25 protein-coding genes, 1 tRNA gene and 2 pseudogenes are annotated in these 24,955 nt (G+C 63.0%); 10 read left to right on the top strand and 18 right to left on the bottom strand.

The features are described from left to right. Positions 1-5 precede the first annotated feature (5 nt). Positions 6-230 (top strand): ATP-binding protein, encoded by a 225-nt coding sequence (locus EJ070_RS07585; protein WP_126090783.1) that lies wholly within the window; start codon positions 6-8, stop codon positions 228-230. A gap of 103 nt (positions 231-333) precedes the next feature. On the opposite strand, the gene EJ070_RS07580 is transcribed toward EJ070_RS07585, so the two are convergent. From EJ070_RS07580 to EJ070_RS07570, 3 genes are read right to left on the bottom strand one after another with little or no spacing between them, the layout of a single operon-like run. Continuing rightward, a complete protein-coding gene (locus EJ070_RS07580; RefSeq protein ID WP_126090782.1) occupies positions 334-1,149 on the bottom strand; it encodes an alpha/beta hydrolase in 816 nt (271 codons plus the stop codon). An 8-nt stretch (positions 1,150-1,157) separates the two neighbouring features. Next, positions 1,158-2,645, bottom strand: a complete 1,488-nt coding sequence (locus EJ070_RS07575; protein WP_126090781.1) for an NAD-dependent succinate-semialdehyde dehydrogenase — start codon at positions 2,643-2,645, stop codon at positions 1,158-1,160. Continuing rightward, the gene (locus EJ070_RS07570; RefSeq protein ID WP_126090780.1) at positions 2,642-3,889 is read right to left on the bottom strand and encodes an iron-containing alcohol dehydrogenase; all 1,248 of its coding nucleotides are present in this window, start codon (positions 3,887-3,889) and stop codon (positions 2,642-2,644) included. Before EJ070_RS07570 ends, EJ070_RS07575 begins: the two co-directional genes overlap by 4 nt. A 226-nt stretch (positions 3,890-4,115) precedes the next feature. On the opposite strand from EJ070_RS07570, the gene EJ070_RS07565 reads away from it, so the two are divergent. The 4 genes and pseudogenes from EJ070_RS07565 (at position 4,116) to EJ070_RS07550 (ending at position 5,943) form a co-directional block, all read left to right on the top strand. After that, positions 4,116-4,814 (top strand): GntR family transcriptional regulator, encoded by a 699-nt coding sequence (locus EJ070_RS07565; RefSeq protein WP_126090779.1) that lies wholly within the window; start codon positions 4,116-4,118, stop codon positions 4,812-4,814. 8 nt (positions 4,815-4,822) lie between these two features. Then, a pseudogene (locus EJ070_RS07560) lies at positions 4,823-5,041 on the top strand (ATP-binding cassette domain-containing protein); the annotation flags it as partial. A gap of 4 nt (positions 5,042-5,045) precedes the next feature. Then, positions 5,046-5,276: pseudogene (locus EJ070_RS07555) on the top strand (ABC transporter substrate-binding protein); the annotation flags it as partial. Between the two features lie 73 nt (positions 5,277-5,349). Next, positions 5,350-5,943, top strand: coding sequence for a DJ-1/PfpI family protein (locus EJ070_RS07550; protein WP_126090778.1), 594 nt, complete (start codon positions 5,350-5,352; stop codon positions 5,941-5,943). A gap of 350 nt (positions 5,944-6,293) precedes the next feature. On the opposite strand, the gene EJ070_RS07545 is transcribed toward EJ070_RS07550, so the two are convergent. The 11 genes from EJ070_RS07545 to EJ070_RS07495 all read right to left on the bottom strand — a co-directional run bounded on the left by EJ070_RS07545 (position 6,294) and on the right by EJ070_RS07495 (position 16,636). Further along, positions 6,294-7,205 (bottom strand): ABC transporter permease, encoded by a 912-nt coding sequence (locus EJ070_RS07545; protein WP_126090777.1) that lies wholly within the window; start codon positions 7,203-7,205, stop codon positions 6,294-6,296. Then, the gene (locus EJ070_RS07540) at positions 7,202-8,302 is read right to left on the bottom strand and encodes an ABC transporter permease (protein ID WP_126090776.1); all 1,101 of its coding nucleotides are present in this window, start codon (positions 8,300-8,302) and stop codon (positions 7,202-7,204) included. The genes EJ070_RS07545 and EJ070_RS07540 overlap by 4 nt, the downstream gene beginning before the upstream one ends. Then, on the bottom strand, positions 8,299-9,822 hold the full coding sequence (locus tag EJ070_RS07535; protein WP_126090775.1) for an ABC transporter ATP-binding protein: 1,524 nt from the start codon (positions 9,820-9,822) through the stop codon (positions 8,299-8,301). Before EJ070_RS07535 ends, EJ070_RS07540 begins: the two co-directional genes overlap by 4 nt. Before the next feature lie 2 nt (positions 9,823-9,824). Continuing rightward, a complete protein-coding gene (locus tag EJ070_RS07530; protein ID WP_189350612.1) occupies positions 9,825-10,919 on the bottom strand; it encodes a BMP family ABC transporter substrate-binding protein in 1,095 nt (364 codons plus the stop codon). Between the two features lie 33 nt (positions 10,920-10,952). After that, the gene (locus EJ070_RS07525; protein WP_126090773.1) at positions 10,953-12,332 is read right to left on the bottom strand and encodes an amidohydrolase; all 1,380 of its coding nucleotides are present in this window, start codon (positions 12,330-12,332) and stop codon (positions 10,953-10,955) included. A 1-nt stretch (position 12,333) separates the two neighbouring features. After that, positions 12,334-12,987, bottom strand: a complete 654-nt coding sequence (locus EJ070_RS07520; protein WP_126090772.1) for a glutathione S-transferase family protein — start codon at positions 12,985-12,987, stop codon at positions 12,334-12,336. Then, positions 12,984-13,829 carry an aromatic ring-hydroxylating dioxygenase subunit alpha gene (locus EJ070_RS07515; protein ID WP_126090771.1) on the bottom strand — a complete coding sequence of 282 codons (846 nt, stop codon included), beginning with the start codon at positions 13,827-13,829 and terminating at the stop codon, positions 12,984-12,986. Before EJ070_RS07515 ends, EJ070_RS07520 begins: the two co-directional genes overlap by 4 nt. Beyond that, positions 13,826-14,476 (bottom strand): Rieske (2Fe-2S) protein, encoded by a 651-nt coding sequence (locus EJ070_RS07510; RefSeq protein ID WP_126090770.1) that lies wholly within the window; start codon positions 14,474-14,476, stop codon positions 13,826-13,828. Before EJ070_RS07510 ends, EJ070_RS07515 begins: the two co-directional genes overlap by 4 nt. A 162-nt stretch (positions 14,477-14,638) precedes the next feature. After that, positions 14,639-14,872: an acylphosphatase gene (locus tag EJ070_RS07505; protein WP_126090769.1), complete on the bottom strand. Its 234-nt coding sequence runs from the start codon at positions 14,870-14,872 to the stop codon at positions 14,639-14,641. 488 nt (positions 14,873-15,360) lie between these two features. Beyond that, positions 15,361-16,179: an ergot alkaloid biosynthesis protein gene (locus tag EJ070_RS07500; protein WP_126090768.1), complete on the bottom strand. Its 819-nt coding sequence runs from the start codon at positions 16,177-16,179 to the stop codon at positions 15,361-15,363. Further along, entirely contained in the window at positions 16,169-16,636 is a 468-nt protein-coding gene (locus EJ070_RS07495; protein ID WP_126090767.1) for a nuclear transport factor 2 family protein, read from the bottom strand. The genes EJ070_RS07500 and EJ070_RS07495 overlap by 11 nt, the downstream gene beginning before the upstream one ends. A 59-nt stretch (positions 16,637-16,695) precedes the next feature. On the opposite strand from EJ070_RS07495, the gene EJ070_RS07490 reads away from it, so the two are divergent. Continuing rightward, entirely contained in the window at positions 16,696-17,307 is a 612-nt protein-coding gene (locus tag EJ070_RS07490) for a TetR-like C-terminal domain-containing protein (protein WP_126090766.1), read from the top strand. 288 nt (positions 17,308-17,595) lie between these two features. Here the strand turns inward: EJ070_RS07490 and EJ070_RS07485 are convergent, their stop codons facing one another. Next, positions 17,596-18,051 (bottom strand): MarR family transcriptional regulator, encoded by a 456-nt coding sequence (locus EJ070_RS07485; protein ID WP_210211974.1) that lies wholly within the window; start codon positions 18,049-18,051, stop codon positions 17,596-17,598. A gap of 280 nt (positions 18,052-18,331) precedes the next feature. Here EJ070_RS07485 and EJ070_RS07480 point away from each other — a divergent pair, with 280 nt between their 5' ends. Both EJ070_RS07480 and EJ070_RS07475 read left to right on the top strand, forming a co-directional pair. Beyond that, positions 18,332-19,159: an alpha/beta hydrolase gene (locus EJ070_RS07480; RefSeq protein WP_126090764.1), complete on the top strand. Its 828-nt coding sequence runs from the start codon at positions 18,332-18,334 to the stop codon at positions 19,157-19,159. Positions 19,160-19,249: 90 nt separating this feature from the next. Continuing rightward, on the top strand, positions 19,250-20,032 hold the full coding sequence (locus EJ070_RS07475; protein WP_126090763.1) for an alpha/beta hydrolase: 783 nt from the start codon (positions 19,250-19,252) through the stop codon (positions 20,030-20,032). Positions 20,033-20,305: 273 nt separating this feature from the next. On the opposite strand, the gene EJ070_RS07470 is transcribed toward EJ070_RS07475, so the two are convergent. Further along, positions 20,306-21,175: an NmrA family NAD(P)-binding protein gene (locus EJ070_RS07470; protein WP_126090762.1), complete on the bottom strand. Its 870-nt coding sequence runs from the start codon at positions 21,173-21,175 to the stop codon at positions 20,306-20,308. A gap of 119 nt (positions 21,176-21,294) precedes the next feature. Here EJ070_RS07470 and EJ070_RS07465 point away from each other — a divergent pair, with 119 nt between their 5' ends. After that, entirely contained in the window at positions 21,295-22,188 is an 894-nt protein-coding gene (locus EJ070_RS07465; protein ID WP_126090761.1) for a LysR substrate-binding domain-containing protein, read from the top strand. A 469-nt stretch (positions 22,189-22,657) separates the two neighbouring features. Here the strand turns inward: EJ070_RS07465 and EJ070_RS07460 are convergent. Together EJ070_RS07460 and EJ070_RS07455 are read right to left on the bottom strand one after the other, a co-directional pair. Next, a tRNA-Arg gene (locus EJ070_RS07460) sits at positions 22,658-22,734 on the bottom strand. A 160-nt stretch (positions 22,735-22,894) separates the two neighbouring features. Further along, positions 22,895-23,800 carry a LysR substrate-binding domain-containing protein gene (locus EJ070_RS07455; protein WP_126090760.1) on the bottom strand — a complete coding sequence of 302 codons (906 nt, stop codon included), beginning with the start codon at positions 23,798-23,800 and terminating at the stop codon, positions 22,895-22,897. Between the two features lie 160 nt (positions 23,801-23,960). On the opposite strand from EJ070_RS07455, the gene EJ070_RS07450 reads away from it, so the two are divergent. Then, complete coding sequence (locus EJ070_RS07450) at positions 23,961-24,866, top strand: alcohol dehydrogenase catalytic domain-containing protein (RefSeq protein WP_189350422.1); 906 nt, start codon at positions 23,961-23,963, stop codon at positions 24,864-24,866. Positions 24,867-24,955: the final 89 nt, after the last annotated feature.

Genomic DNA, 24,955 nt, shown 5'->3' with positions numbered 1-24,955 from the left:
GCCTTATGCGGCCAGAAAGGAGTCGGTACCGCTTGCGGAAAAGCACCGGGTTGGGCCTCTCCGTCGTTCGTGGGATCGCCCGGGCTCACGGCGGCGATGCATTGGCCCGTTCCGAACCCGAGGGCGGCACCATCATTGAAATTCGGCTGCCGCTGACGGCAGCCGGCCGCAAGGATGCGCCAAGCAGAGTTGATCTCGCCGGTACAATGCCTGGCAGCCGATTCGTCTGACCTCTCAAGATGTGAGTGTTGCCCGCAGTACACCGGATATGTTTGGCGTCACGTGAGTTCGGACTTGAAGAGCTGAATTGGGCGAGCCGGCCTTTGTGGCCTTTCACACGGTCAACAGACGAGCCAACAATGCAGCGGCCGGTGTGCCAGCCAAGCCAAGGTCGCGGACGCTGCTCATGTGATTTGCCGCTGCAAGGCTCGTGCGCGAGACGGCAAGCCCTTGCCGTTCGAAACGCTCCGCAAGCGTGGCGGCCTGGTTGTGGAACGGCGGCGTTTCATCAGCTCCAACGGATAGCTCGACGCGCACTGAAGGATCGAAGCGATGATTTATCGGGGAGAACCGCTCGACCTCGTCGTCGGTGATCGCGATCTCAGCAGCGAGAAACGACTCCTGCGACGGCCTTAGATCGTAAATACCCCCCAGCAGCAGCGCGCCTTTGATGCCTGATGGCCGGCCGTCCCCGCCGAAAAGCATCGTCGCGAGATGAGCGCCAGCGGAATGGCCACTTACCGTCAGTTGATCAGGATCGCCGCCGTAGCTCGCGATGTGGTCATGTATCCATTGCCTCGCGCGGCGTACCTGATCGACGATCGTCGCCATTCTCACGGTCGGCATCAGTGCGTAGCCTACGATGACGGCAATCGCCCCCGCGTTGGTAACAGTGTCCGCGACGTAGGAATAGTCGCGCTTGGAAAACATGCGCCAGTAGCCGCCGTGGATGAAGATGTGCACCGGCAGGCGATCGCGTTTGCCCTGCGGGAAAAACAGATCGACGGTTTCCCTCGGGTCGGGTCCGTAAGCGAGGTCGGCGGCCATCGGAACTTTCGCCCTGGTCTCCGCGCTTCTGCGGACGATCTCGGCGACGATGTCGTCGAACTCGGGGACGTGATCGCGAATACGGAATGGATCTTTCGCCATCTGTCTGCTCACATCGTCACGGCGATGTATTTCGCCTCCATGAACTCGGCTATGCCGTGCTTCTGGCCGCCCTCACGCCCGAGCCCGCTCTGCTTGACGCCGCCGAAGGGCGCGGCGGGGTCCGACATCAGGCCGCGATTGAGCGCGATCATGCCGGACTCGATCTTCGATGCCACGCGCATGCCCTTTGCAAGGTCGCGCGTGTAGATGTAGGCGGCAAGGCCGTATTCGGTGTCGTTCGCCTTTGCGATGACCTCCGCCTCATCTTCGAAGCGGCTCACCGGTGCCACGGGACCGAATATCTCCTCGTGAGCCATGACGGCGTCGGCCGGCACGTCGCTCAGCACCGTGGGTGGATAGAAAAATCCCCTGCCTTCAGCGATCGCGCCGCCGCACAGAACCTTCGCGCCGCGAGCGACCGCGTCCTGAACGAGCCGATCGATCTTGTCCACGGCCTTCCTGGTGATCATCGGCCCGCATTCGGTTTCTGAGTCCGTGCCCGGGCCGACGGCGAGCGCCGCCATGCGTTTGCGCAGGCCTTCCGCGAACGCATCATGGATGCCCGCCTGGACGTAGAGCCGATTGGCCGCCGTACAGGCCTCGCCGGCGTTGCGCATCTTGGCGATCATCGCGCCGTCGAGGGCTGCCTCCAGATCGGCGTCGTCGAAGACGATGAACGGAGCGTTGCCGCCAAGCTCCATCGAACAGGAGATGACGTGTTTCGCCGCCTCGGCCAGAAGCACGCGGCCGATTCCGGTCGAGCCCGTGAAGGACAGCTTGCGCACCCGCGCATCGGCCAGCATGGCCGCCGTCACCGGGCCGGGGTTCGAGGTCGTGATGACGTTGACGACGCCAGGCGGCACACCTGCCTCTTCGTATAGAGCTGCAAGTGCATAGGCGGTCAGCGGTGTCTCGCTGGCGGGCTTCAGGATGACGGTGCAGCCGGCTGCAAGCGCCGGCGCGATTTTGCGTGTCGCCATCGCCGCCGGGAAATTCCACGGCGTTATCAGCACGCAGATGCCGATGGGCTGGTAGTCGACCACGATCCGGTTTGCGCCAGACGGCGCGAGGCCGAACTCGCCGCTGATGCGCACCGCTTCCTCCGCGTTCCAGCGGAAGAACTCGGCCGCATAGGCGACTTCGCCGCGCGCGTCGCGCAAAGCCTTGCCGTTCTCCAGGGAAATCAGCGCGGCCAAGGTCTCGGCACGTTCGGTCATCAGCTCGAAGCAGCGCCTCAGGATCTCGGACCGCCGGCGCGGCGGGGTTTCGCGCCAGCTTGCAGCTGCCTCCGCGGCCGCATCAACGGCGGCAGCAGCGTCGGCCAGCGTGGCATCGGGAACCGCCGCGATCACGGCCTCCGTCGATGGGTCGACCACTTCGATGACGCGGCCGTTGGACGAGGGGGGCCATTGCCCGCCAATGTAGAGCCCATGCGAAAATGGAGTGTAGTCGGACATGTCGGAATCCTGCTCAAAAAGCTCCAGGGAAATGTTCATTGGAATCGGGCTCCATCCCTCATCATCGCGGCCGACATGTCGCCGCCATAGGCTGCCCTGACCAAGCGCTGCATCGCTGGCAGGTCGAAAGGGCGGGGATTGTTCTTGATCAGCCTGTCGATGCCGAGCGCCTGTTCCGCCGTCCAGTCGATCCTGTCCTCGGGAAGGCCGAGGTCGGCCAGCGTCCGGGTTATGCCGATGGCGTTGAACAGTCGCGCAACTTCCCTGATCGTGGCGTCCGCCAGCTGATCGGCGTTGCGGTCCTGGCGCGGCAGGCCAAGGGCAGTGCCGATTTCGGCGATCTCCGGCGTTGCGGCGGGCAGGTTGTAGCCCATCACGTAGGGGAGCATCGTCGCGACGCCCAGCCCGTGCGGCGTGTGAGTGAGCGCGCCGACCGGATATTGCACCGCATGGGCGGCGGCGGTTCCCGCCGTACCGAAGGCGCAGCCCGCGGCCAACGCGCCCATCATGACATCGGCGCGTGCATTCTCGTTCGACCCGTCACGATAGGCTGCTTCGAGGCTGCGGCCCAAAAGTCTGATTGCCAAAAGGGCGAAATGATCGGTCAGCACGCTCTTGCCGACGAAGACATGTCGTTGCGGCAGATCGGCATCGGCGTAGCGTCTTGCCGCGGTGAAGGCCTCGATCGCATGCGTCAGCGCGTCGGCACCGGCGATGGCTGTCAGGGAAGGGGGGCAGGTCGTCGTCAGATCCGGGTCGCAAAGCGCAACCGCGGCAATGAGGTGGGGGCTGGAAATGCCGACCTTGAGCGTCCGCTCCGGGTCGGAGATCACAGCGACCGGGGTCACCTCGGAGCCGGTGCCGGCCGTGGTCGGCACAGCGATCAGGGGCAGGGTGGGGCCCGGCACCTTGAACTCACCATAGTAGTCCTGGAGCTTGCCGCCATGGCTGAGCAGCAGCCCGGCGCATTTGGCCATGTCGAGGCAACTGCCGCCCCCAACCCCGATCACCATGTCCGGCTTGAAGCCTTTTGCTTCCGCGACACAGGCGCCGACGCTGTCGCGAGGCACGTCAGGCAAGGTCCGGTCGTGGACGAGTGTGTCGACCCCGGCAGTTTTCAATCCATCGAGGATTTCGACGAACTCTGACGTCTTGGCGAGGCGTTCGTCGGTGCAGATGAATGCGCGCCGGCCATATCGATCGGCAATGGCAGGCAGCGCATGGCGCTGGCCTTTACCAAAGAGAATTTCGCGCGGCAGGCGCGCGGCTGCAAACAAGGTCATGGACTGAGATCTTTCAAAACAAACCGATTGGCCAAGTGCCGCGATCGTCGCCGAGCCTGACTTGCGGGTCCCAGGGTTCAGCTTTCTTGCCGGTCCTGGCCGCCAGGCGCGGCCATAAAGGGTTCCCTAGCTCATTTGTTCGTATCCTCTATAAAATCGTATAGGATATAGTATTGAATTGACCGGAGCATCATGTTAGGGCTCGCTCCTGTCAAGAGGCAAAACGATGCAAGACCCCGATCTGACCGTCGACAACGAAGCTCGCTCTAGCGGCCGCATCCAGCGCGCCAACAGCTTGGCGGGCGATGTTTACGAAGCAATTTTTGCACAACTGATGTCGCTGAAGATTCCGCCGGGATCTCGGATTACCGTGGACAATCTTGTCAGGGAATTCGACGTTTCACACACGCCCATCCGCGAAGCGCTCGGTCGTCTGGAAGGCGAGGGCCTGGTCGTAAAAACTCACTTGATCGGCTATCGCGCCGCCCCGCAAATTACTCGGCGCCGGTTCGACGAGCTTTATGAATTGCGTCTTCTGCTCGAGCCCGCCGCCGCGGCCAAGGCCACGGCAACGCTTGACGAGGGGCGCCTCGCAGCTCTGCAGGAGGCGGCCGGCGTAATGGCCCGGCGGGTGGGTAAAGACGAGCGCCTCCGCTATTCCAACTTTGCGCGGCAAGACGCGATCTTTCACGACAAGATCATGGAGTTCGCGCAGAACGAGCTCATCCGCGAGACACTGAACCACCAGCATACCCATTTCCACATCTTCCGCCTGATGTACCACTCGCGCGTCACCGAAGAAGCGTTGGACGAGCACGAGGCCATTCTCGCCGCCTTCGCTGCCGGCGATGCGAGCGGCGCCGCCCATGCGATGCGCATCCACATCGAGAATTCGCGGGACCGACTCCTGCCTGCCTTCGAGTGACCGCTGCTATGTCCATTGCCGCTCGCATTGACAGAGATCGCGCTGTTGCGCCGGTCACCGCCCAGCCGGTCGCGCCCGTGCTGCGCGCCGAAAGCGTTTCCAAGCAGTATGTCGCCGTCACCGTGTTGTCGGATGTCACGCTCGATATCCTGCCCGGCGAGATCCATGCGATCATCGGCGAGAACGGGGCCGGCAAGTCGACGTTCATGCGGCTGCTTTCCGGCTACATCGCTGGCGCTCGGCGGCAACGGGATGAAGGACATCGTCAAGAAGGTGATCGACGGCGAAGCCATGACACCGGTCGAGACACCTTACCCGCCTTCGATGATCAAGACCGCCATCTACATGACAGTGGCGAACCTGATCGGCCAGGCGCCGGTCCGCGGCCACGTCAAGCTCGATGCGCCGCTCATCACCCAGGCCAACGCCAAGGAATACTACTTCCCGGATTCTTCCTTCTGACAATCGGCAAATCCAATTTGCGACAGCCAAGGCGCGACAGGGCCTTGGCATTTCAAAATCGAAAGGACAAGTCATGCCAGCCAAGAAGATTCTGATGCTGACCGGTGAGTTCACCGAGGAATACGAAATCTTTGTCTATCAGCAGGCGATGGAAGCCGTCGGTCACACCGTCCACGTCGTTTGCCCCGACAAGAATGCCGGCGACCTGATCAAGACCTCGCTGCACGATTTCGAGGGTGACCAGACCTACACCGAGAAGCTTGGTCACTATGCTCTGATCAACAAGACGTTCGCCGACGCGGAGAAACAGCTCGACCAGTACGATGCCGTCTATTGCGCCGGCGGCCGCGGACCGGAATACATCCGCACGGACAGGCGCATCCAGGCAATGGTGCGCCATTTCCACGAAACGAAGAAACCGATCTTCACTATCTGCCACGGCGTGCAGATCCTGATCGCGGTCGATGGTGTCGTACGCGGCAAGAAGGTAGGCGCGCTGGCGGCCTGCGAACCGGAAGTGACGCTCGCCGGCGGCACCTATATCGATCTATCTCCGACGGAGGCCTATGTCGACGGCACAATGGTCTCGGCCAAAGGCTGGACGGCGCTCGCAGCCTTCATCCGGGAATGCCTGAAGGTGCTCGGCACGGAAATCCGGCACGGCTAGCAGACGGCGCACTTCTCCTTCAAGATCGGTCACCGCGCTTTCGTATCGAACGCGATGGATCTTCGCCGGGAGCACCGTCTCCTAGCTGCCAACCGCTTCGAACCGTTGCTCAAACTCGCGACGCGGTTCGCGGCGAAGTTCCGCTGCCCGCAATCGGCGTTGGTGCGGTGCGTTCATCGTTTTTGAAGCCGGCACCTCTGCCGGCCTGCCGGCAGGATTGGCCCGGGATCAGCTCGGCATTTTAAGGCATGGTCTTGAGGATTGCGTGCAGCCCTTCATGCCCCAATTTAGGGACGGTCCGATCTGCGCTCAGATGTCGGGTTATTGCGCGCCCGGGCGGCGAGCGAACACTATTGTTCGAAAGGCTCTCCCAGCGAAGCCACGCCGTTGAGCTTGAGCAAACGCCGGTTCGAAGAAATGATGCCCAGCACGACGATTGTCACGAGATAAGGTAGGCTCGATAGAAGTTGCGAAGAAACGTCGAGCCCAGTTGTCTGGGCCGCGAGGCTTGCGAGGGACACGGCGCCGAAGAGGCAAGCACCGAGGAAGATACGGCTGGTAAGCCAGGTGCCGAAGACCACGAGCGCGATCGCGATCCAGCCGCGCCCGGCGATCATGCCATCGGCCCAGAGCGGAGTGTAGACCACGGCCGCGTAGGCACCGGCGAAACCCGCCAACGCGCCGCCGAAAGCGACCGCGGCGAAACGCACTGCGATTACCGGATAGCCTAGCGCACGGGCCGCCTTGGGATTCTCGCCGACGGCGCGCACGACAAGGCCGGTCTTGGTGTAGGCGAATATCGCCCAGATGGCGACGGTCGCAGCAAGCGAGAGCCACACGACGACGTCCTCGACGAACAGGCCGCCGATGACCGGGATATCTGAAAGCCAGGGCAATGAAAGCTTCGGTAGGCCTTTGACCGTGAGGCTCTCATAGCTCTTGCCGAACAGTGCCGAGAGGCCCTGGCCGAGTATGCCGATGGCGAGACCCACCGCGACCTGGTTGGCGCGGAACCCCAGCGCGATGACGGCAAAGACAAGGGAAAGAGCCGTGCTGGCGAGGCCCGCGGCGACGAAACCAAGGAGGTGGCCGCCGCCGTGATAGACGATGATGAAGGCGATGACCGCCCCCAGGGCCATCAGTCCCTCCACGCCGAGATTGAGGACGCCGGCCCGCTCGGCCACCATTTCGCCCAGCGCGGCCAAAAGGAACGGCGTGGCCGCCGCCAGCATTCCGGCGACGATGAACTCGAGGGCATTCATGGAGCGCTTCCGTGGGCGGCATGGCGCCATTCGAGCCGGTAGCGGACGAAGGCGATGGCGACGAGATAGGCGAGCAGCAGGCTGCCCTGGAAGACCCGGACCGCGGCGACGGGCAGGTTTGCCGAGACCATGGCGTTGTCGCCGCCGATATAGAGGGCCGCCATGAGCAGCGCGGAAAAAACGATGCCTATCGGGTGGAGGCCACCCAGATAGGCAACGATGATGGCCGCATAGCCGTAGCCGGTCGAGATGGAGCGCTGCAACTGGCCGAGCGGCCCCGCCACCTCGGCCGCCCCGGCGAGGCCTGCCGCGAAGCCGCCGATGAGGAGGGAAAGCCAGATCGCGCGTCCTTCGTTGAAGCCGGCGTATCCGGCCGCGCGCGGCGCAAGGCCGCCGACCTGCAGCTTGTAGCCAGCGAAACTCCTCTGCATGAAGACCCAGGCCGCAAGGGAGAACGCGAAGGCGATAAGCAGCGAGACGTTGACGCGGGTGCCGGGGATCAGGATCGGCACCATCGCGTCGTACTGGAACATCACCGACTGCGGGAAGTTGAAGCCGGCCGGGTCCTTCCAGGGGCCGAGAAGCAGATAGTTGAGCACCTGCGCGGCAACGAGCGCCAGCATGAGCGAAACGAGAATTTCGTTTGCGTTGAGCCGCACGCGCCAGAACGCTGTGAGCGAGGCCCAAAGCGCGCCGCCCAGTGCGCCGAGGACGAGCATGGCGGGCCAGATCCACTGGCCCGTCGCCTGCGGGAGCCAAATGGGAACGGCCGATGCGAAGATCGCGCCGAGGATGAACTGACCTTCGGCGCCGATGTTGAAGACCTTTGCGCGAAAGCCGATGGCAAGCCCCTGCGCGATCAGCAGCAGCGGCCCCATCTTCAGCAGGACTTCCGAGAAGGAGGCCCAGGACAGGAAAGGCTCCAGAAGCATCGCGTGGAAAACAGCGGCCGGATCTCGGCCCATCAGGAGGTAGAGCGCGAGATTGAGCAGCGTCGCCAGGCCGAGCGCGGCGGGCGGGGCGACCAGCTTGATTGCAAGCGAGGCGTGCTCCCGGCGAACCAGAACGGGAAGGAACGGCCGAAACAGAGCGCTCATGCGGGGACCTTTTCGGCCGTCGAATGCGCGCCGATCATGTAGCGGCCGATCTCCTCGGGTCTGGTGTCGCGCGTCACCAGCGGCGGGCTCAGCCGGCCCTGATGGATCACCTGGATCGAATCGCAGAGCTCGAACAGTTCCTCGAGTTCCTCCGAGATGACGAGGATGGCCATGCCTTCGTTGCGCAGCGCGACAAGGCGCCGGCGGATGGCGGATGCGGCGCCGATATCCACGCCCCAGGTGGGCTGCGCCACGAACAGCAATTTCGGGGACAGCATGATCTCGCGGCCTATGATGAACTTCTGCAGATTGCCCCCCGAAAGCGCCCCGGCCTCCGTTTCGGAACCCGGCGTGCGCACGTCGTATTGCCGGATGCAGTCCTCCGTGAAAGCCTTGGCGCGGGCCGTGTCGACGAGGCCGTGTTTCAAGAGGCCGGAGGGATGGGCGGTCAGAAGGCTGTTGAGGACGAGCGACATTTCCGGCACCGCGCCGCGGCCCAGCCGCTCCTCCGGAACGAAGGCGAAGCCCAGCCGCCGGCGGGCAGCCGCATCGAGCGCGCCGACGTCCCTTCCCATCATGAAGATACGCTGTGACTTTTCGCGCGGCAGCACCGTCTCGCCCGAGATCAGCGCCGCGAGCTCGCTCTGCCCGTTGCCCGAGATGCCCGCGATACCGAGGATCTCGCCCGCCCGGACCGTCAGGCTGACGTCGGAAAGCGTCGCGGCGAAGGGATCGTCCGGCCGATGCTCGAGGCCAACGATTTCAAGGCGCTTTTCTCCGCCGGAATGCGCAAGCGCCGGCATGGGCTGAGGCATGTCGCGGCCGATCATCATGCGGGCGAGGTCGTGCGCGTCGTGATCGCGGGGATCCACATGGCCCGTGATGCGCCCGCCGCGCAGGATGGTCGCGCGGTCGCAGACCGCGCGGATCTCCTCCAGCTTGTGCGAGATGAACAGAATGGACACGCCGCCGTCGCGCAGCCGCCGCAACGTCTCGAAAAGCTTGTCCACCGATTGCGGCGGCAGGACGGAAGTCGGTTCGTCGAGGATCAGGAGCTGCGGTCGGGTCATCAGGCAGCGGATGATTTCCACCCGCTGCCGCTCTCCGACCGAGAGAGCATGTACGTGGGCAAGCGGATCGACCTCCAGGCCGAAGTCGCGGCCGAGCTTACGGATGCCTTGCGCAAGGTCCGATTTTTTCCCGGGCACGACCAGCTGGATGTTCTCCACCACCGTCAGCGTCTCGAACAACGAGAAATGCTGGAAGACCATGCCGATCCCCTTGCGTCTCGCATCCGCCGGGGACGCGAGCGCGAGGGGCTCTCCTTTCCAGCTCGCCGTTCCGGCGTCCGGCTGTTCGACGCCGTAGATCAGCTTCATCAGCGTCGATTTGCCCGCCCCGTTCTCTCCGAGGATTGCGTGGATCGAGCGCGGAGCCACGTCCAGATCGATGTCCCGATTGGCATGGATCTGGCCGTAGCTCTTGGAGATGCCGCGCAGCGACAGAAGCGGGGCGGTCATGGTTACTTGGGCAGCGGCGTGGTGACACCCTTGACGTGCCAGTCCATGGCGACGATCTCGGCCTCGGTCATTGTCTTGCCGGCGGGAACGCCTTCGCTGCCGTCGGCCTTGGCGATCGGACCGGCAAAGGGCGAGAAGCTGCCGTCGGCGATCTTGGCTTCAACCTCCTTGATCTTGGTCATGATGTCGGCCGGGATGCCCGGGTTCCAGTCGACGACTTCGACGACCTTGTCGCCGACACCCAAGAAGGCGTTGGCGCCCTTGAAGGTACCGGCAAGGTGGGCGTCGACCGAGGCTTTGAAGAAGGGCGACCAATCGGTCGCCACGCAGCCGAGATAGGTCTTGGGCGCGTATTTCTTCATCGACGAGTTGAGGTTGAAGGCGGGGATGCCGGCCTCCTCGCAGGCCGCAATGACGGAAGGCGTGTCCTGCGCGTTGGAGAAGATGACGTCGCATTTCTGCGCCAGCAGCGCCTTGGCGGCTTCCTGCTCCTTGGCCGGATCGAACCAGGAGTTCACCCATACGACCGAAATCTCGACATCGGGCTTCACCGCCTGTGCCCCCAGCGTGAAAGCGTTGATGGAGGTGATCAGCTCGGGAATGGCGAAGGCGGAGACCGAGCCGAGCTTGCCGGTCTTCGAAAGCGCGGCCGCCGCCATGCCCATCAGGTAGGTGCCCTGGGAATATTGGGCAGCAAAGGGCGAGAAGTTCGGCGCCACCTGAAAACCGGAAGCGTGCAGCACGGTGACGTCGGGATTGCGGCGCGCGATCTGCAGGGCGCCGTTCTGGTAGCCGAAGGAACCGGCGATCAGGAACTTGTTCCCGTCGGCGACCGCCTTGTTCATGATGCGGTCGGCGTCGGGGCCTTCCTGAATGTTCTCGATGATGGTGACCTTCACCTTGTCGCCGTAGGCGGCCTTGACCGGCTCGAGCCCGTCGGCCAACGCACGGCCCCAGCCGACGTCGCCGACCGGTGAGGGGACCACAAGCACGATGCCCAGCGGTTCATCGGCGGCAAGCGCGCGGCTACCCACCGCGGCGACGAGCCCGGTAGCGGCAGCGCCCTTCATCAATGTTCTGCGGGTAAGATTTGTCAGCATGTCGGTTCCCCTTGCTTTTGGTTTTGGCTTCTAGAATTCCACAGTCGCGAGCGCCGCCTCGGCTTGCGCGAACAGCCTGGCCTCGTCGAGCCCCGGGAATTCTCCCTTGGCCCAAACGACACGGCCGTTGATCATCGTCATGTCGGTCGGCGAGCCGATGCCCACCTTGGCCAGCAGGCTCAGCGGATCATGCCGCGTGCCGACATAGTCCATGCGCCGCGTGTCGATGGCGAACAGGTCGGCGGCCATGCCGGGCGCCAGCCTGCCGATGTCGCCGCGCCCGAGCAGCGCCGCGCCCCCGGTCGTCGCATAGCCGAGGAAATCGGCCGGCGGCGGCACCGGATGGTCGCGCGTCGACGCCGCCAGACATTGCAGCATGTAGGCGGAATGGATGCAGTGCATCAGGTTGGAATTGTCGTTCGAGGCGGCGCCGTCGCAGCCCAGTCCGACACTGAGCCCGAGGGCCGACATCGCCGGTATGTCGGTGATTTCGGCGCCGACGAGATAGACCGGCTCAGGGCAATGCGCGACGCCGGTGCCGCTCGCCGCCATCTTGCGCAATTCGTCGTGGGTCAGCTCCCAGCAATGGGCATAGAAGGCATCCGGCCCGCAGAAGCCGATCTCGGCGCAATAGTCGACCGTGCGCAGGCCGTGACGGGCCTGCATGACCGGGCTTTCGCCCTCGCCGACATGGGTATGCATGCGCACCTTGCGGTCGCGCGCCAGCGCCACCGATTCCACGAATGTCTCGCGATAGCAGTTGACCGGCTGGCAGGGCGCGACGACGACCTGGCGCATGCCGAAGCGACCGGCATCATGGTAGGCGTCGATCAGCCGGGCGCAGTCGGCGATGAACTCGTCCGTCGTTTCCAGCATGGCGTCGGGGATGGTCGAGCCTTCCGATTTCGGCAGCGTGTTGCCGCCACGTCCGGCATGGAAGCGCATGCCGAGCAGTTCGGCCGCCTCGAACTGCCGGTCGATCAGCCTTTTGCCGGCATGCCGCGGAAAGCAGTACTGATGGTCGAACGCCGTCGTGCAGCCGTGCTTTATCAACTCTGCCATGGCCGTGACCGATGCGTGATAGAAGCACTCCTCGGTCAGCCGCGAGAAGATGGGATAGATGCGGTCGAGCCATTCGATGACCGACAGCTTCGTCCAGTCCAGATCGGCGCGGTTGCGCACGAAGCACTGAAAGAAGTGGTGATGGGTGTTGACGAGGCCGGGATAGACGAACCAGCCGGCAGCATCCTGCGCGACGGTCCCGACAGGCATCTCCCCGTTGTCGAGGCCTTCGCCGATGGCCCGTATCGCCGGGCCGTCAGTCAACACATCGACATTGCGACGGACGCGCGGACCGTTGCCATCGTCCACGATGACCGCAGCGCAGTTCTTCAACAGATAGCCCGCCACGTCAGGTCTCGCCTGGGACGGGCTCGGGTCTGAGCTCGTGCAGCCGGTGGATGCCGGGCATCTCGATGAAGCCGTCGAGACCGCGGATCGCCCGCGACCACAGCCGGATCACGGGATAGGGATCGAGCGAGACGCCGCCGTCCGGCGCCAGCGCCACATAGGGAAAGCAGGCGATGTCGGCGACACTCGGCCGGTCCGACGCGAGGAAACGCTGGCCACGGATATGCTGTTCGACGAGGCCGGCTTCCAGCTCCCGCAGGGCCGTTGTCCCCTGTCCCTGAAGGACATCGATATTGCCCGGACGCAGCAGCATCTCATGCAGGCGCGCCGCCCCCAGGCTGGCGGTTAGCCGATGCGAGAAGGAAAGCCATTGCTGGACCCGCGCCGCCTCTGCGGCCGTATCGTTGCCCAGCCATTGCGGTGCCGCCTTCGCGGCGAGGTAGACCAGCATGGCCGAGGATTCGGTCAGGACGAGGTCGCCATCCTCCAGGATCGGGATCGAACCCGCCGGGTTAAGCGCCATAAGTTCGGGACCGCGATGCTCGGCACCAGGATGGAAGTCGACGGGCCGGATGTCGAGCTTCACCCCGGCCAGCGCAGCCATCAGGCGCGCCTTGTAGCAGCTCGGCGACAGCACATAGTCGTAGAGCTTCATTGCGCCACCAGTTGCGCGCCGTAGGTGTAGCCATGGCGTTTCAGCCAGCGCCGGTAGGCAACCGACGTCAGGTCGGCTCGCGTGGGAATCTCCATGCCGGGATCGAGCGGCAGCAGCCCCGGAATCTGGTTTTCAAGGATCGACCGGTCCTGGACGAAGATCGTCTGCTGGAAATGGATCAGGTCTGTCATCGGCGTCTCGTCGTCGAACAGCGCCATCCATGGCCACACGTCGCACAGGTCTTCGGCAAGAGGCTGCACGAAAAGCGTAATGACGTCCCATTCGCCCGGGCGCGGCGGACAGGTCTTGTAGAGGATCGAGCAGGTCGGCGCAGGCACGCGATACATGTATTCCGTGGTTATGCCGCCTTGCGCCGACTTGGCGGCCTGCGGCTGGTAGAACTTAACCTGGGTCGCCCAAACCTCGTCCTCGTCCTCGCGGATCTCGACCTTGTAGCTCTGGACCTCGGTATGCGGTTCGGCCCCCAATATGTCGGTATGGACGAACGGAAAATGCGCAATGTCCAGGAAGTTCTCGACCGCGCGCAACGGCGAGCAACGCACGCGCACCACCCCGACATCGACAAGCCGGCGGCCGGGCTGATCGGCCTCGGGGATCGCAAACAGCGCCTTATGCGGATCACCGGGCGACGCCCAGACATGGCCATAGCGCACGCAGACCGGCAGGGAGCGTCCGTTGCCCCCCGTGACCATGGCGTTTCCGTCGTCGCCGAGCCGCACCTCGATCGGTTCGCCCATGAGGGCCGTCTTGCGCCCCTGCGCATCGAGCTGGCTGGCCAGGCCGACCGGATACCATTCGTCGATCATCGCATTGCGGGTCATTGGACGGCCCTGCCGCGCCGAATGCTCTCGGCCGCCCGCCGCAGTGTTTCGGCGGCCCGCGAAGCGGCGATCCGCTCGGTCGGATTGGCGTCCTCGCCCACCAGAACATGCATGAGCGTCCGCGCTTCCCCTTCGGGGGCAAGCAGCAGCCGCAGCGTCCGGCCATCGTGGGTATGGTCGAGCAGGCCTCCCTCGGCCTTCGCGCCCGCGGCCGCCTCCAGCGCCGCAGCGTCCGCTTCCACCATCATGGAACGCAGCGGGGTCACGCCGTCGAGCGGCGGCGGCGGGGCAGCGGCTTCGCCGACGGAGATCCATATGAGCCCGCCGCTGTCCTCGACGGCCTGGGTCGCGACGCGAATCGTCTCCGGCGGCGCAAGACCCGGATGGGCCGGGATGCGCAGGCAGTTTCCCGCCTGGGCATAGCTCCAGCCGTGATAGATGCAGGACAGGGCCTCGCCGCGCACGAAGCCATGGGAAAGCCGCATGCCGCGATGAGGGCATCTGTCGGCGAAGGCCGCCGCACGGCCGGAGCGGCTTCGCCAAAGGGCAATCGGTCCGACTGGGGATTGCGCCGGCATCACGGTTCCCGCCGGCAAGTCCGCGGAGAGGGCAACAGGCATCCATGAGCCGGTCGGATAAGGCGGCATGCATCAACTTTCAAACAACACCAGCATCTTCCCGAGCGCAGCTTCGCGGTCAAGGATATGCTAATAGGCCCGGGTTACGTTTGCACAACATTTCCTCACTGGCAATAATGCCCAAAAAAGGGGCACTCACGTCTCCCGGGCAAAGGCAGCGAGCTTCAAACCCTAGCTCGATTCGTTGTCGATCGGCGTCCGGCGAATGGTCTCGACCCAGACATCGATTGGTCCAAGAGAGCACCCCATCTCCATCATATCGATCAGTTCGGCCGGACCGGCGACGTCGAGCTCGATCCGATCGGGACCGGCAACGCATATGGCCTGCGCGAGCCCGAGCTTGGCGGCATGACGCTCGATCCACGGAAGGAAGGATGCCGCCTCGACATCGCCGAGGATCGTCATGTGCTCCCGCCAGGAATATCGATTTTGCTCGCTCACAGAAAACCTCGGCAATGAAACAGATATATATCTATCTATCTGCATTGTGCTCAATCGCTGAAGCACCCTGACCAAGCACCATGAACAGGCTGTGGTGTGGGGCTTGTGATCCCTCAATCCTCTATGACGTCCGCAAATTTTCGTCTGTGAGTAAGTTTCTGTCGCAACGCGCCAACGGGAGTATCATTGGAGGCATCTATTTTTGAGGCGTCGCCACGCCAGACCAGAAGTCGAAGATGGGAATGACCGCTATGTTCGATAGCGCGAACGCTGTGAGGGTGTCTCGCATACCGGGCAATGCGGAAATCTCCTGCCAGATCTGCCGGGTGCGATCGGCCTCCAACCCGTGGTCGGATTATGCGAGCATCCACGAGAACAGGTGAACAAGTCGCTACAGTCGAACAAGCGATACGCTTGTCACGCTGCTCACGTCATCCCTTTTCCCAGCGACCTTAGTTCCGGAGGATAAACTCATCGGCCGTTGTTGGCTGATGACCGGTCATCCTAAGCACGCCATCGGTCACGCGGTCCTCACTTCCCTGCTCGATGTTTGCGTCCATCGCGGCGAGCACTTTCGCATAGGCTTCGTCCAGCCCGCCTCGCCGATAACGCTCGGCGAGCAACTCGACGGTCAGACTTACATGCTCGATCTTGCGCCCGAGTGCCTTGGTGAGCTTGGCCGCTATGTCGGCATAGGACAATGCCTCCGGCCCGGTCAGAATGAAGTCCGTATTCCATGATTTTCTTGCAAGGAGCGCTTCAACTGCCGCGTCGGCGATATCGCCCACGTCAATGAAGCCGACCTTCCCGGCACCGGTCGCAGAATATATCGCACTCTCGTCCCTGATTGTTGCGAGATGCTGTTGTTCCGAGAAGTTCTGCATGAACCAGGTGGGGCGCAGGACCGTCCATTCCGGAGCCTTTCGTTGCAGATAGGCATGAACCTGCCCCATCATCGGCCCGCCGGCTTGCAGTGACGATGCGCTCAAGAGCACGAAACGCTGAACGCCACTGGAGAGCGCGATGTCGAGAACAGGCGGCACGATCGCTCCGTGGTCGCTACTGTCCGTCGGCGCGACGATGTAAACGGCGTGGATGCCTTCGAACGCGCGCCGGGCAAGTTCCGGCTGCTGCCAGTCGAAGGCGACGTCGCTTTCTGTTGCGGGCTTGCGAGTGCCGATCTTGGGAGTGGTGCCGCGTCCGACGAGCTTATTTGCAACGAGGCGTCCGGTCTTTCCCGTGCCGCCGATAACGAGGACCTCAGCCGTCATGTTTCGCACCCTTGGTCCGAGTTTCATTTGCCGCGTGCGAACCAGCTGAGGCCGCAAGCACCACAAGCGGATTCCAGTAGTCGCGATAGCGAGCGATCCGACCATCTTTCAGGTCGAGCATTGACACATAGTCCTGGTCGTAACGAGCGCCTGTTTGATTGGCGTATCCCTTGCAGCTGAACTCGATCGCGGCCGCGTCGCTCTGGGCTGAAACAAGAACCCGGCCGAGGGCCATGGACTCGATCGTGATCAACGTCGCGACCGTCGGAAGATAGGCTTCGAGCGCCGCCTTGCCGTCGAGCCTGCTGGTCCCGCCTGGCGGCGTGAACGGGAATTCGAAGAGAATGTCGTCCGTGCACATATCGAGGAAGGTTCTGGCGTCAGGGGCCAGCACGTCTCCCAGGGCCTGCCGAAGCAGGGCGGAAAGACTGGGGAAGAGATCGTGGTTTGTGGTCACGCGTCTTTACTCCTTCTGGATGGAACGATATCGTTCCGTTCATATAGAGGGATAGCTGGATGGAACGCAAGAGTATCGACGAAAATTTCCGACGGAAGCCGACCGGGGCCGCTGTCATGCGATCCGATCTGACGGATGCGCTCTACCGGGCCTTCTTTGAAGAATGGGCCGAGCATGGGTACACTGGACTGAGTCTGGAACGCGTTGCGGCGCGGGCGGGTGCGGGCAAAGCCGCCATTTATCGTCGCTGGCCCTCGAAACTGGCTATTGCCTCAGAGGCCGTCGAAAAGCTTGGCTTGGCCTTGACCGAAGTTTCCGACCGAGGCGGACTGACGGAAGAGCTTGAGGCCTATCTTCTCATGATGCGGCGGGCGCTCAGACATCGGCTTGTCAGAAGAATTCTGCCCGACCTCTATGCGGAGGGCGCGCGGTCCAACGAGCTCGCGCCCTTGCTGGCGAAATTCGCCGGCGCGCGACGTGGCGCCGGTGTTGCCATGATCGAGCGCGCTATCAGCCGCGGTGAGTTGCGACACAACATTGATCGCGAACTTGCCTTGGACCTGATACCTTCGGTTCTCTATTGGCGGATGATCATCTTGAAACGGCGGGTCACCAGAGAGCAAATCGGCCGGCAGGTGAAAGCTCTTGTCGCCGCTCTGAAGGCGAGCTGACTCCGGCTTGCCGCAGGCCCAGCTTCGTCGAGAAAGTTCCGCAGGCATTCGGCGAACTCAAGGCACAAATTGCTTGCGTTCGTGTATCCGCTTTGTCTGCATGCCTGTCGCCTGTCGCCTGTCGCCTGTCGCCTGTGGTCTTGCTCGCGCGAGCGCGTCGGCAGCGCTTCAAGCGGTTGGTACCGACGTCAGCCAACCTGCTGCAAGTTAGCAGACGCTCATCTTCATATCACCGTAGAAGGGGTCGTTTGTGGCAGAGGGCGAAATGCTACCTTACGCGGACATCTCTTAGGACGACTCTGACCTTTCGTCGGCGCCGCGCTGGAGCCGCTGTTGCACGAGCAGCATCTTGTCTTGCAGTTCCTTCAACTCATCCGTGGAAAAGCCCAATGCGCCCGCGACGCATGCAGGAACGCGCTCCGCCTGTTGCTTCAGCGACTTCCCCTGCTGCGTCAGGCGAATTCGCACCTGCCGCTCGTCTTTCGGGTCACGCGTCCTCGAGATCAGCTGCAATGCCTCGAGCCGCTTTAGAAGCGGTGTCAGCGTGTTCGACTCCAGCGACAGCGCCTGACCGATTTCCTTCACGGTCTGGTCGTCCTGCGACCATAGGCTCACCATCACCAGATACTGCGGATAGGTGAGGCCGATTTCGTCGAGGAGCGGCCGGTAGAACTGATTGAAGGCGTGGCCGGCTGAGTAGATCGAAAAGCATAGGAAGTTCTCCAGCTTCAGGAGGTCCGACATTGGGTTGGTCCTTTCCAAGGGCATTCGTCTCATCGTCCTAAAATAAATCGTGTACGCTTTAATCGCAAGCGCTTGACAGCAGGATTGGCATAAACTAGATAGATCGTGCACGATTTAATCGTCAACGAATGAAAAGGAAATGAAGCCCATGGGCCGGAACACATTCGAAATAACCCGCCGGGACACGCTCTTTCTCGGGACGGGCCTCGCGGCCTTCATGGCCGCCCCAACGCAACTTTTCGCCGCAACTGCAACGCTCAACTCACAAGGAGATTTGATCATGAGCACCATCACCACCAAGGACGGAACGAAGATCTTCTACAAGGACTGGGGTCCGCGCCAGGGTCAGCCCATTGTGTTCGCGCATGGTTGGCCGCTCTCTTCGGACGCCTGGGATGCCCAGATGCTTTACTTCGGAGGGAAGGGCTTCCGTGTCATCGCCCATGACCGGCGCGGCCACGGCCGTTCCGATCAACCCTGGGACGGCAACAACATGGATCAGTATGCCGACGACCTTGCCGAGGTCATCGAAGCGCTCGACCTGAGGAACGCCGTGCTCGTCGGTCATTCCACCGGCGGCGGCGAAGTCGCACACTATATCGGCCGCCACGGAACCGGCCGCGTTGCCAAGGTCGTGCTTGTCGGCGCCGTTCCCCCGCTGATGCTGAAGACCCCGGAAAACCCCGAAGGCACCCCGCTCGAGGTGTTCGATTCCATCCGCGCCGGTGTCGCGACAAATCGGTCGCAGTTCTACTACGACCTGACGATACCCTTCTATGGCTTCAATCGTGAAGGTGCCAAGGTGAACGAGGGCTTCCGCGAGAGCTTCCGCCTCCAGGGTCTCGCCGGCGGCATCAAGGGCCAGTACGATTGCGTTCGCGAGTTCTCGGAGGTCGACTACACCGAGGATCTAAAGAAGATCGACAGGCCGACGCTGATCATCCACGGCGGCGACGACCAGATCGTTCCGATCGCAGCCTCAGGCGACAAGGCTTCCAAGCTCGTCAAAGGCTCCACCTACAAGGTCTATGAGGGCAGCTCGCACGGGCTCGCTCAGCTCGAGGCGGACCGCTTCAACGCCGACGTGCTCGAATTCGTCAAGGCCTGATCCTCATCCGTGAAAACACAGCTCCCTCAGCCGCTTGCCTTCAGGCGGTTGGGGGAGACGACCACCACTATCAATCCAAGGAGATAAACCATGCGTAATTCGATCATCGCATTGGCTGCCCTGGCGGCAGCCTCCACCGCAACCGGCCCGCTTATCGCTGCCGAAGACAACAAGCCGACAATCGTTCTGGTTCACGGCGCCTTCGCCGATTCATCGAGTTGGAACGGCGTTGCCGATCTTCTGCTCAAGGACGGCTATCCCGTCGTCGCCATCGCCAATCCGCTGCGCAGCGTGAAGTCGGATGCCGACTATGTGTCGCGCGTGGTTGAGAACATCGGAGGGCCGGTCGTTCTTGTCGGCCACTCCTATGGCGGCGCGGTGATCTCGACTGCGGCCAATGGCGCCGAGAATGTGAAGTCGCTGGTTTATGTGGCCGCCTTCGCTCCCGACGCCGGTGAATCGGCGGCCGATCTGGCCGGCAAGTTCCCCGGCGGCACGCTCGGCCAAGCGCTTGCGGCCCCGGTCAAGCTCGCGGACGGCAATGTCGACCTCTATATCGACCAGGCCAAGTTCCACGGCCAGTTCGCCCAGGACGTTCCTGCCGAACAAGCCGCGCTGATGGCCGCAGGCCAGCGTCCAATAACGGAAGCGGCGCTGACCGAAAAGGCGGGAGAGCCGGCCTGGAAGGCTTTGCCGTCGTGGTTCGTCTATGGCGATGCAGACAAGAACATCCCGCCAAAAGCCTTGGGCTGGATGGCCGAGCGGGCGCACTCGAAGGGAACGGTCGTCATCGGCGGCGCCTCCCACGTCGTGATGGTTTCTCGTCCCGACAAGGTGGCTGACCTCATCGAGAAAGCGGCGACCGCAGAGTAAGCCACAGGGCGCCGGCGGCATGACTGCCGCCGGTGCCTCCTCTCCGTCGCGCTTCCGAGCATCGGCAATTCTTGTCCCGAGCCGCCTCCGGTCGAAAAACGTGAGCGACCGCCTTCGGGAAGTGCCGCGAAAGTCCGGGAAGGCGCGAGCACGACCGTCAGCTTGGTACCGCGTGGTGTCCGCTTTCGGGCAGTGGCAAGGGCACCATTCGACGCCGCGCTTTTCGTCGACTGGCTGCTCGACGCTGCGGCTCGCGATCGCGTGGCGCGGCCTTTAGGCCGCGCTCGCGATCCCGGCCGCAAAGTCGCGATAGGTGTGCAGGGGGCGGCCCAAAATACTGGTCAGCCGTCCAACGTCATCGGCCTCCGGGATCATGCCGTCGCTGACATAGCGCTCGGCCATCAGGCGCATCTCGTAGGCCGTCCATTTCGGCATGAAGCTCGCCATGTTCTGCTCGAACGCGCCGGGATCGTCGCCCCCATAGGCCACCGGGCGACCCAGAAGGTCCGACCAGATCTTAGCCACGTCGGGGCCGGTCAGCGTATCGGGGCCAACCACGTTGATGGTCTCGATCGGCAGCTTGCCGGGTGCGGAGTCGCGGCGGATCAGCTCGATCGCGGCTACTTCGGCGATGTCACGGGCGTCGACCATGGCTACGCCCTTGCTGCCGATCGGCATCGGATAGACGCCGTGCTCCACGATAACGTCCTTTACCATCGACTCGTTGTCGATGAAGTAGGTCGGACGCAAGATGGTGGCGCTGAAGTCCATCTCCACCAGCATGCGCTCGGCGCCGAACTTCACGGCGAAATGCGGGACGTTCACCGCCTGATCGGCTTCGAACACCGAGAGATAGACGACACGGTCGACGCGCGCTTCGCGAGCAACGTTGAGCGTGATGATCGCCTGGGCAAATTCGTCACCCGTGACGGCATTGAGTAGGAAGAGCGTGCTCACGTCTTTGAAGGCGCCGCGCAGTGCATCGATGTCGAGGAGATCGCCCTTGGCGACGTCGACACCGGTCGGGAAGCTGGCTTTCGCGGGGTCGCGGGTCAGCACACGCACCGTCGCGCCGCGCTGAAGGAGTTGGTCGACGACATGGCGGCCGACGCGGCCGGTGGCACCTGTAACGAGGATGGTCATTGGGGGTCACTTTCTGTTTGAGTTAAAAGGCACACTCAAAATGAGTGATCCACATACATCCCGATAGATGGTATGTTTGGACAGATCGTCTCATTGGTGGAACAGAAAAGAACAAAATCGTGGATCTTCTCGCTCTTGCCGACTTCAATCTGGTGGCCCGCCACGGCGGGTTCGGAAAGGCCTCGCGTGCCGCAGGCCGGCCAAAGGCGACTCTTTCCAGACGCGTGGCCGATCTCGAGGCAAGTCTTGATCTGCGCCTGTTCGAACGTGGTGCGCGGACGCTCAAGCTCACGGAGGAGGGACGAGCCCTGTTTGAACGAACGGGCTTTCTGCTCACAGAACTTGATGAGACGGCGAAAGCGATCGCTTCGGGCGGCCATAGCCCGCGTGGCCGGCTACGCATCAGCGCGCCACTGCTCTTTTCTCAGACCGCGATCGGAAAGCTCGCGGCCGGCTTCGTCCTTAGATACCCGGAGGTTCGGTTGGAGATCACCACGGAAGACAGGGCCGTGGACATGATCGAAGAAGCCTACGACCTCGTCATCCGGGTCAACCCGGAGCCGGATGCCACCCTTGTTGGGCGAGTGTTCCTGCGCGATCGGCTGGTGGTGGTGGCCAGTCCGCACCTGACGCCCCCAGCCTCGGGAGGTCTCGTTCCCGCGATCAGTCGAGGCTCGTTGAATGAGTCCGAAGCCTGGCAAGTCACGACCTCGTCTGGCAAGTCGACGATTAACGCCAAGCCAGTGCTCAGCCTGGCGTCGTTCGTCATGGTCAGGGATGCGGTGCGCATGGGGCTCGGCGCCGCGCGCCTCCCGTTGTCGCTTGCAACCGGCGATTTGGCTGCCGGCACGCTAGTGCATTGGGGGGATGTGTCAGGGCCCGAGACGGCGCTTTGGGCCCTTTATCCCTCGAGGCGTTTGCTCAGCCCCCGCGTGTCAGCGTTCCTCGACTACTTGAAGGAAGCCTTCCCGCAGGGGACGGCTGATGAATTGGCAGCCTATGTCGCGGACTGAACAATTCGGCCGACCTTCCCTATGAACCCACCTCTGCAGCGATCAAAACGGCGAACAAGACAAGCGGAGTAAGTGGGAAAACTCCCGGTGGCGCAGCACGCTCAACACCGCAGCCGCCATGGTGACGACCGTTGGTGCCAGCGCAACGCGTGTTTCTGACCCGAGAATCTACGAAGCAGACCGACCGCTTTCGGTCCCATTTCGGTCATCTCCGAGATCCGGAAGATTGGACCTGCGGCGGGGCCAAACTCTCCCCGTTGTGCGTTGCCCACGTGGGCAACGCTCAACCTTCGTTTTTGAAGCTCGTCCGCCGGAAACTAGCGTTTCGCATTGTTCTGCCCCGAAAATCTGCGGGATGTGGCGACATGGTTTTGCCCAAACTCGGGTTCTCAGCGCTTACGCCGCTCAGCCCTAAAGAACTTCAGGCAAGCAAAGCGTAGGGCTAACTTCTTGATGCGCAAAGAGAAATTGGCGCACCCGACAGGATTCGAACCTGTGACCTCTGCCTTCGGAGGGCAGCGCTCTATCCAGCTGAGCTACGGGTGCTTCCCGGGAAACCGGAAAACGAACCGGCCGATGAGCCGGCCAGCCACGGCTTCTTAGCGGAAGCCGCCCCGGGCTTCAACGGCCAAGTGCCTCATATGTGAAATCGCTGCGCGATCCGGCCAACATATCCGTTTGAGCCGAGGCAACTGCCGCTGTTCAGCTAACCCGGTCGAGACTTCCGGCTTTCCGCAACCCGGTTGGCCTTGAGGAACTGGCGGACGGAAGGCGCGGGGTTGCGCTGCCGCCATGCCAACCAATAATCGATCGTGTGCTTCCACCACGGCAGCGACCTGAGGACCAGGCCCGGAGTTTCGGCGCGCGCGATGCTGGCTTGCGCGAAGGCGCGCCCGGCGCCGGCCTCCACGAGACCGAGCAGCGCCGAGAGCTGCGCAACTTCATAACGGATGTCGGGATGAAACCCGGCATTTGAGCATTGCTGCAGGAACCGGTCGCGCCAATACGCGTCGCCTTCTCTTGGAAGTGCCACCCACGGGCTTGCCTCAAGATCGCTCGGGGTGATCGATCGCCTCGAGGCCAGGTTGTCCTCCGTGGATACGACAAGCCTCATGCTGTCGGACAGCAGCTTGCTGCTGGCAATGCCGTCGGGCCATTTGCGCGGCGTGTAGAGGATTGCGATATCGAGCTGATTGTTTGCGAGTGCGCTGAGCTGGGTTTCCGTGCTGGCGGCGACAAGATCGACGACAAGTGACGGAGCATGAAGCCGGAGGTTCCGCAGATGAGCGCTGAGAACCCCGCCTTGCATGGCGCCATCGACGTAGCCAACGCGGATACGCCCGCTCTCACCGCTCGACAGCGCGCGCGCATGGCGGACCAGGCCATCCGCCTGGGCGACGACGGCCCTCGCGTCTTCGGCCACTGCCGCGCCGATCGGAGTTAGGGCAATCCGTTGGCGTTGGCGGGCGAACAGTTCGACGCCGAGCTCGGCCTCCAACTCGCGTATCGCACGACTCAGAGGCGGTTGCGAGATGTGCAGCCGTTGCGCCGCGCGTGTGACGTGCCCGCAATCGGCGACCGCTAGGAAATAGCGCAGGTGCCGAAGCTCCATTTCATACCCGCCAGGTATCAATCAGATCCAAATCGGTCTTTGACTGTATCAATTCGAAGCGCGACCTTCCAGCCTTGATTGATCGTAGACGGGAAGCCTGATGAAAGCTGTCGTGTTTGATAGGCCCGGAGTTGCTGAGGAGGTTCTCAAGAATAGGGACATGCCTGTTCCCGCATGCGGCCCCCGGCAGGCCCTCGTGCGCGTCACGGCTCGCGTTGTCCAGCCGGCCGACTGGCTCTTCGTCGCCGACAAATATTCGACGAAGCCGTCTTATCCGCAGGTCGCCGGATTCGATGGGGCCGGCATTGTCGAGGCGATCGGCGCTGACGTGCGTGAGCTGGAGGTAGGGCGGCGCGTCGCATTCCGAAGCCCGGGCGCCTGGGCCGAATACGCACCCGTGCCGGTCGAGCGTATCTATCCGGTTCCGGCCGAGTTCGCGCAACGGCTCTCCGACGATATCGTCTGCCAGTTTCCGCTCAATCCGCTAACCGCGTGGGGCCTCTTGGACCTGGCCTCCGTCAACGCCGGGGAGCGGGTGCTTCTTACCGCGGCGCGGTCCGTCGTCGCCGCCGTGGCCGGTCAATTGGCCCGCGAGCGAGGAGCCGTCGTCGAAAGGCTCTATCGCCATGACGGGGGCTATAAGCTGCGCGATTGGGAAAACCGGACGATAAGCATCGGCGATAGCGTCGCCGATGCGCTCGCGGACGCCAAGCCGTACGACTTGATCCTCGATCCCGTAGGGGGGCCCGACACGTTGGCCCTCATCGCGCGCGCCGCGCAAGGGGCAAGCCTGTTTTCCTACGGCGTTCTCGACGATCGCCCGATCGAGATCAAGGCATCGACCTTGCTTTACAAAGCGCTGCGCTGGCGGGGCTTCGCCGTAAGTGTCTGGCAGAACAAGGCAAGCGCCGAAACCTTGGCCACTGCCGCGAGGGACTGCTGGTCCATCCTTTCGCGATATCCCGAAAAGCTGCCCGTCGTCGCCCGATATCGCCTCGAAGAATTCGCTATGGCGTTGCCTCGCGCCCGGACGAGCGCGGGCGAAGGCAAGGTCGTGCTCATCTGATTTGCGACGGAGCAAGCGCGGTGCCTGACACATTCAACCCGGCTATCGGCAAGTCGCCGCGGGCATGCTTCAACGGCCAATTCGGATGG

The organism is Mesorhizobium sp. M1E.F.Ca.ET.045.02.1.1 (assembly GCF_003952485.1).
Classification (GTDB): domain Bacteria; phylum Pseudomonadota; class Alphaproteobacteria; order Rhizobiales; family Rhizobiaceae; genus Mesorhizobium.
The sequence above is the reverse complement of the archived record's forward strand: the minus strand, read 5'-3'. Positions and strand labels throughout refer to the sequence as shown.

Bases quoted from the DNA above. Each gene is read 5' to 3' on its own strand.
- EJ070_RS07455 (WP_126090760.1), bottom strand. From the start codon at position 23,800: ATGGAGCTTCGGCACCTGCGCTATTTCCTAGCGGTCGCCGATTGCGGG.
- EJ070_RS07450 (WP_189350422.1), top strand. From the start codon at position 23,961: ATGCCTGTTCCCGCATGCGGCCCCCGGCAGGCCCTCGTGCGCGTCACG.
- EJ070_RS07540 (WP_126090776.1), bottom strand. From the start codon at position 8,302: ATGAGCGCTCTGTTTCGGCCGTTCCTTCCCGTTCTGGTTCGCCGGGAG.
- EJ070_RS07570 (WP_126090780.1), bottom strand. From the start codon at position 3,889: ATGACCTTGTTTGCAGCCGCGCGCCTGCCGCGCGAAATTCTCTTTGGT.
- EJ070_RS07535 (WP_126090775.1), bottom strand. From the start codon at position 9,822: ATGACCGCCCCGCTTCTGTCGCTGCGCGGCATCTCCAAGAGCTACGGC.
- EJ070_RS07510 (WP_126090770.1), bottom strand. From the start codon at position 14,476: ATGCCGCCTTATCCGACCGGCTCATGGATGCCTGTTGCCCTCTCCGCG.
- EJ070_RS07520 (WP_126090772.1), bottom strand. From the start codon at position 12,987: ATGAAGCTCTACGACTATGTGCTGTCGCCGAGCTGCTACAAGGCGCGC.
- EJ070_RS07500 (WP_126090768.1), bottom strand. From the start codon at position 16,179: ATGACGGCTGAGGTCCTCGTTATCGGCGGCACGGGAAAGACCGGACGC.
- EJ070_RS07515 (WP_126090771.1), bottom strand. From the start codon at position 13,829: ATGACCCGCAATGCGATGATCGACGAATGGTATCCGGTCGGCCTGGCC.
- EJ070_RS07470 (WP_126090762.1), bottom strand. From the start codon at position 21,175: ATGACCATCCTCGTTACAGGTGCCACCGGCCGCGTCGGCCGCCATGTC.
- EJ070_RS07505 (WP_126090769.1), bottom strand. From the start codon at position 14,872: ATGACGATCCTCGGCGATGTCGAGGCGGCATCCTTCCTTCCGTGGATC.
- EJ070_RS07580 (WP_126090782.1), bottom strand. From the start codon at position 1,149: ATGGCGAAAGATCCATTCCGTATTCGCGATCACGTCCCCGAGTTCGAC.
- EJ070_RS07575 (WP_126090781.1), bottom strand. From the start codon at position 2,645: ATGAACATTTCCCTGGAGCTTTTTGAGCAGGATTCCGACATGTCCGAC.
- EJ070_RS07475 (WP_126090763.1), top strand. From the start codon at position 19,250: ATGCGTAATTCGATCATCGCATTGGCTGCCCTGGCGGCAGCCTCCACC.
- EJ070_RS07565 (WP_126090779.1), top strand. From the start codon at position 4,116: ATGCAAGACCCCGATCTGACCGTCGACAACGAAGCTCGCTCTAGCGGC.
- EJ070_RS07480 (WP_126090764.1), top strand. From the start codon at position 18,332: ATGAGCACCATCACCACCAAGGACGGAACGAAGATCTTCTACAAGGAC.
- EJ070_RS07545 (WP_126090777.1), bottom strand. From the start codon at position 7,205: ATGAATGCCCTCGAGTTCATCGTCGCCGGAATGCTGGCGGCGGCCACG.
- EJ070_RS07485 (WP_210211974.1), bottom strand. From the start codon at position 18,051: ATGTCGGACCTCCTGAAGCTGGAGAACTTCCTATGCTTTTCGATCTAC.
- EJ070_RS07490 (WP_126090766.1), top strand. From the start codon at position 16,696: ATGGAACGCAAGAGTATCGACGAAAATTTCCGACGGAAGCCGACCGGG.
- EJ070_RS07550 (WP_126090778.1), top strand. From the start codon at position 5,350: ATGCCAGCCAAGAAGATTCTGATGCTGACCGGTGAGTTCACCGAGGAA.
- EJ070_RS07585 (WP_126090783.1), top strand. From the start codon at position 6: ATGCGGCCAGAAAGGAGTCGGTACCGCTTGCGGAAAAGCACCGGGTTG.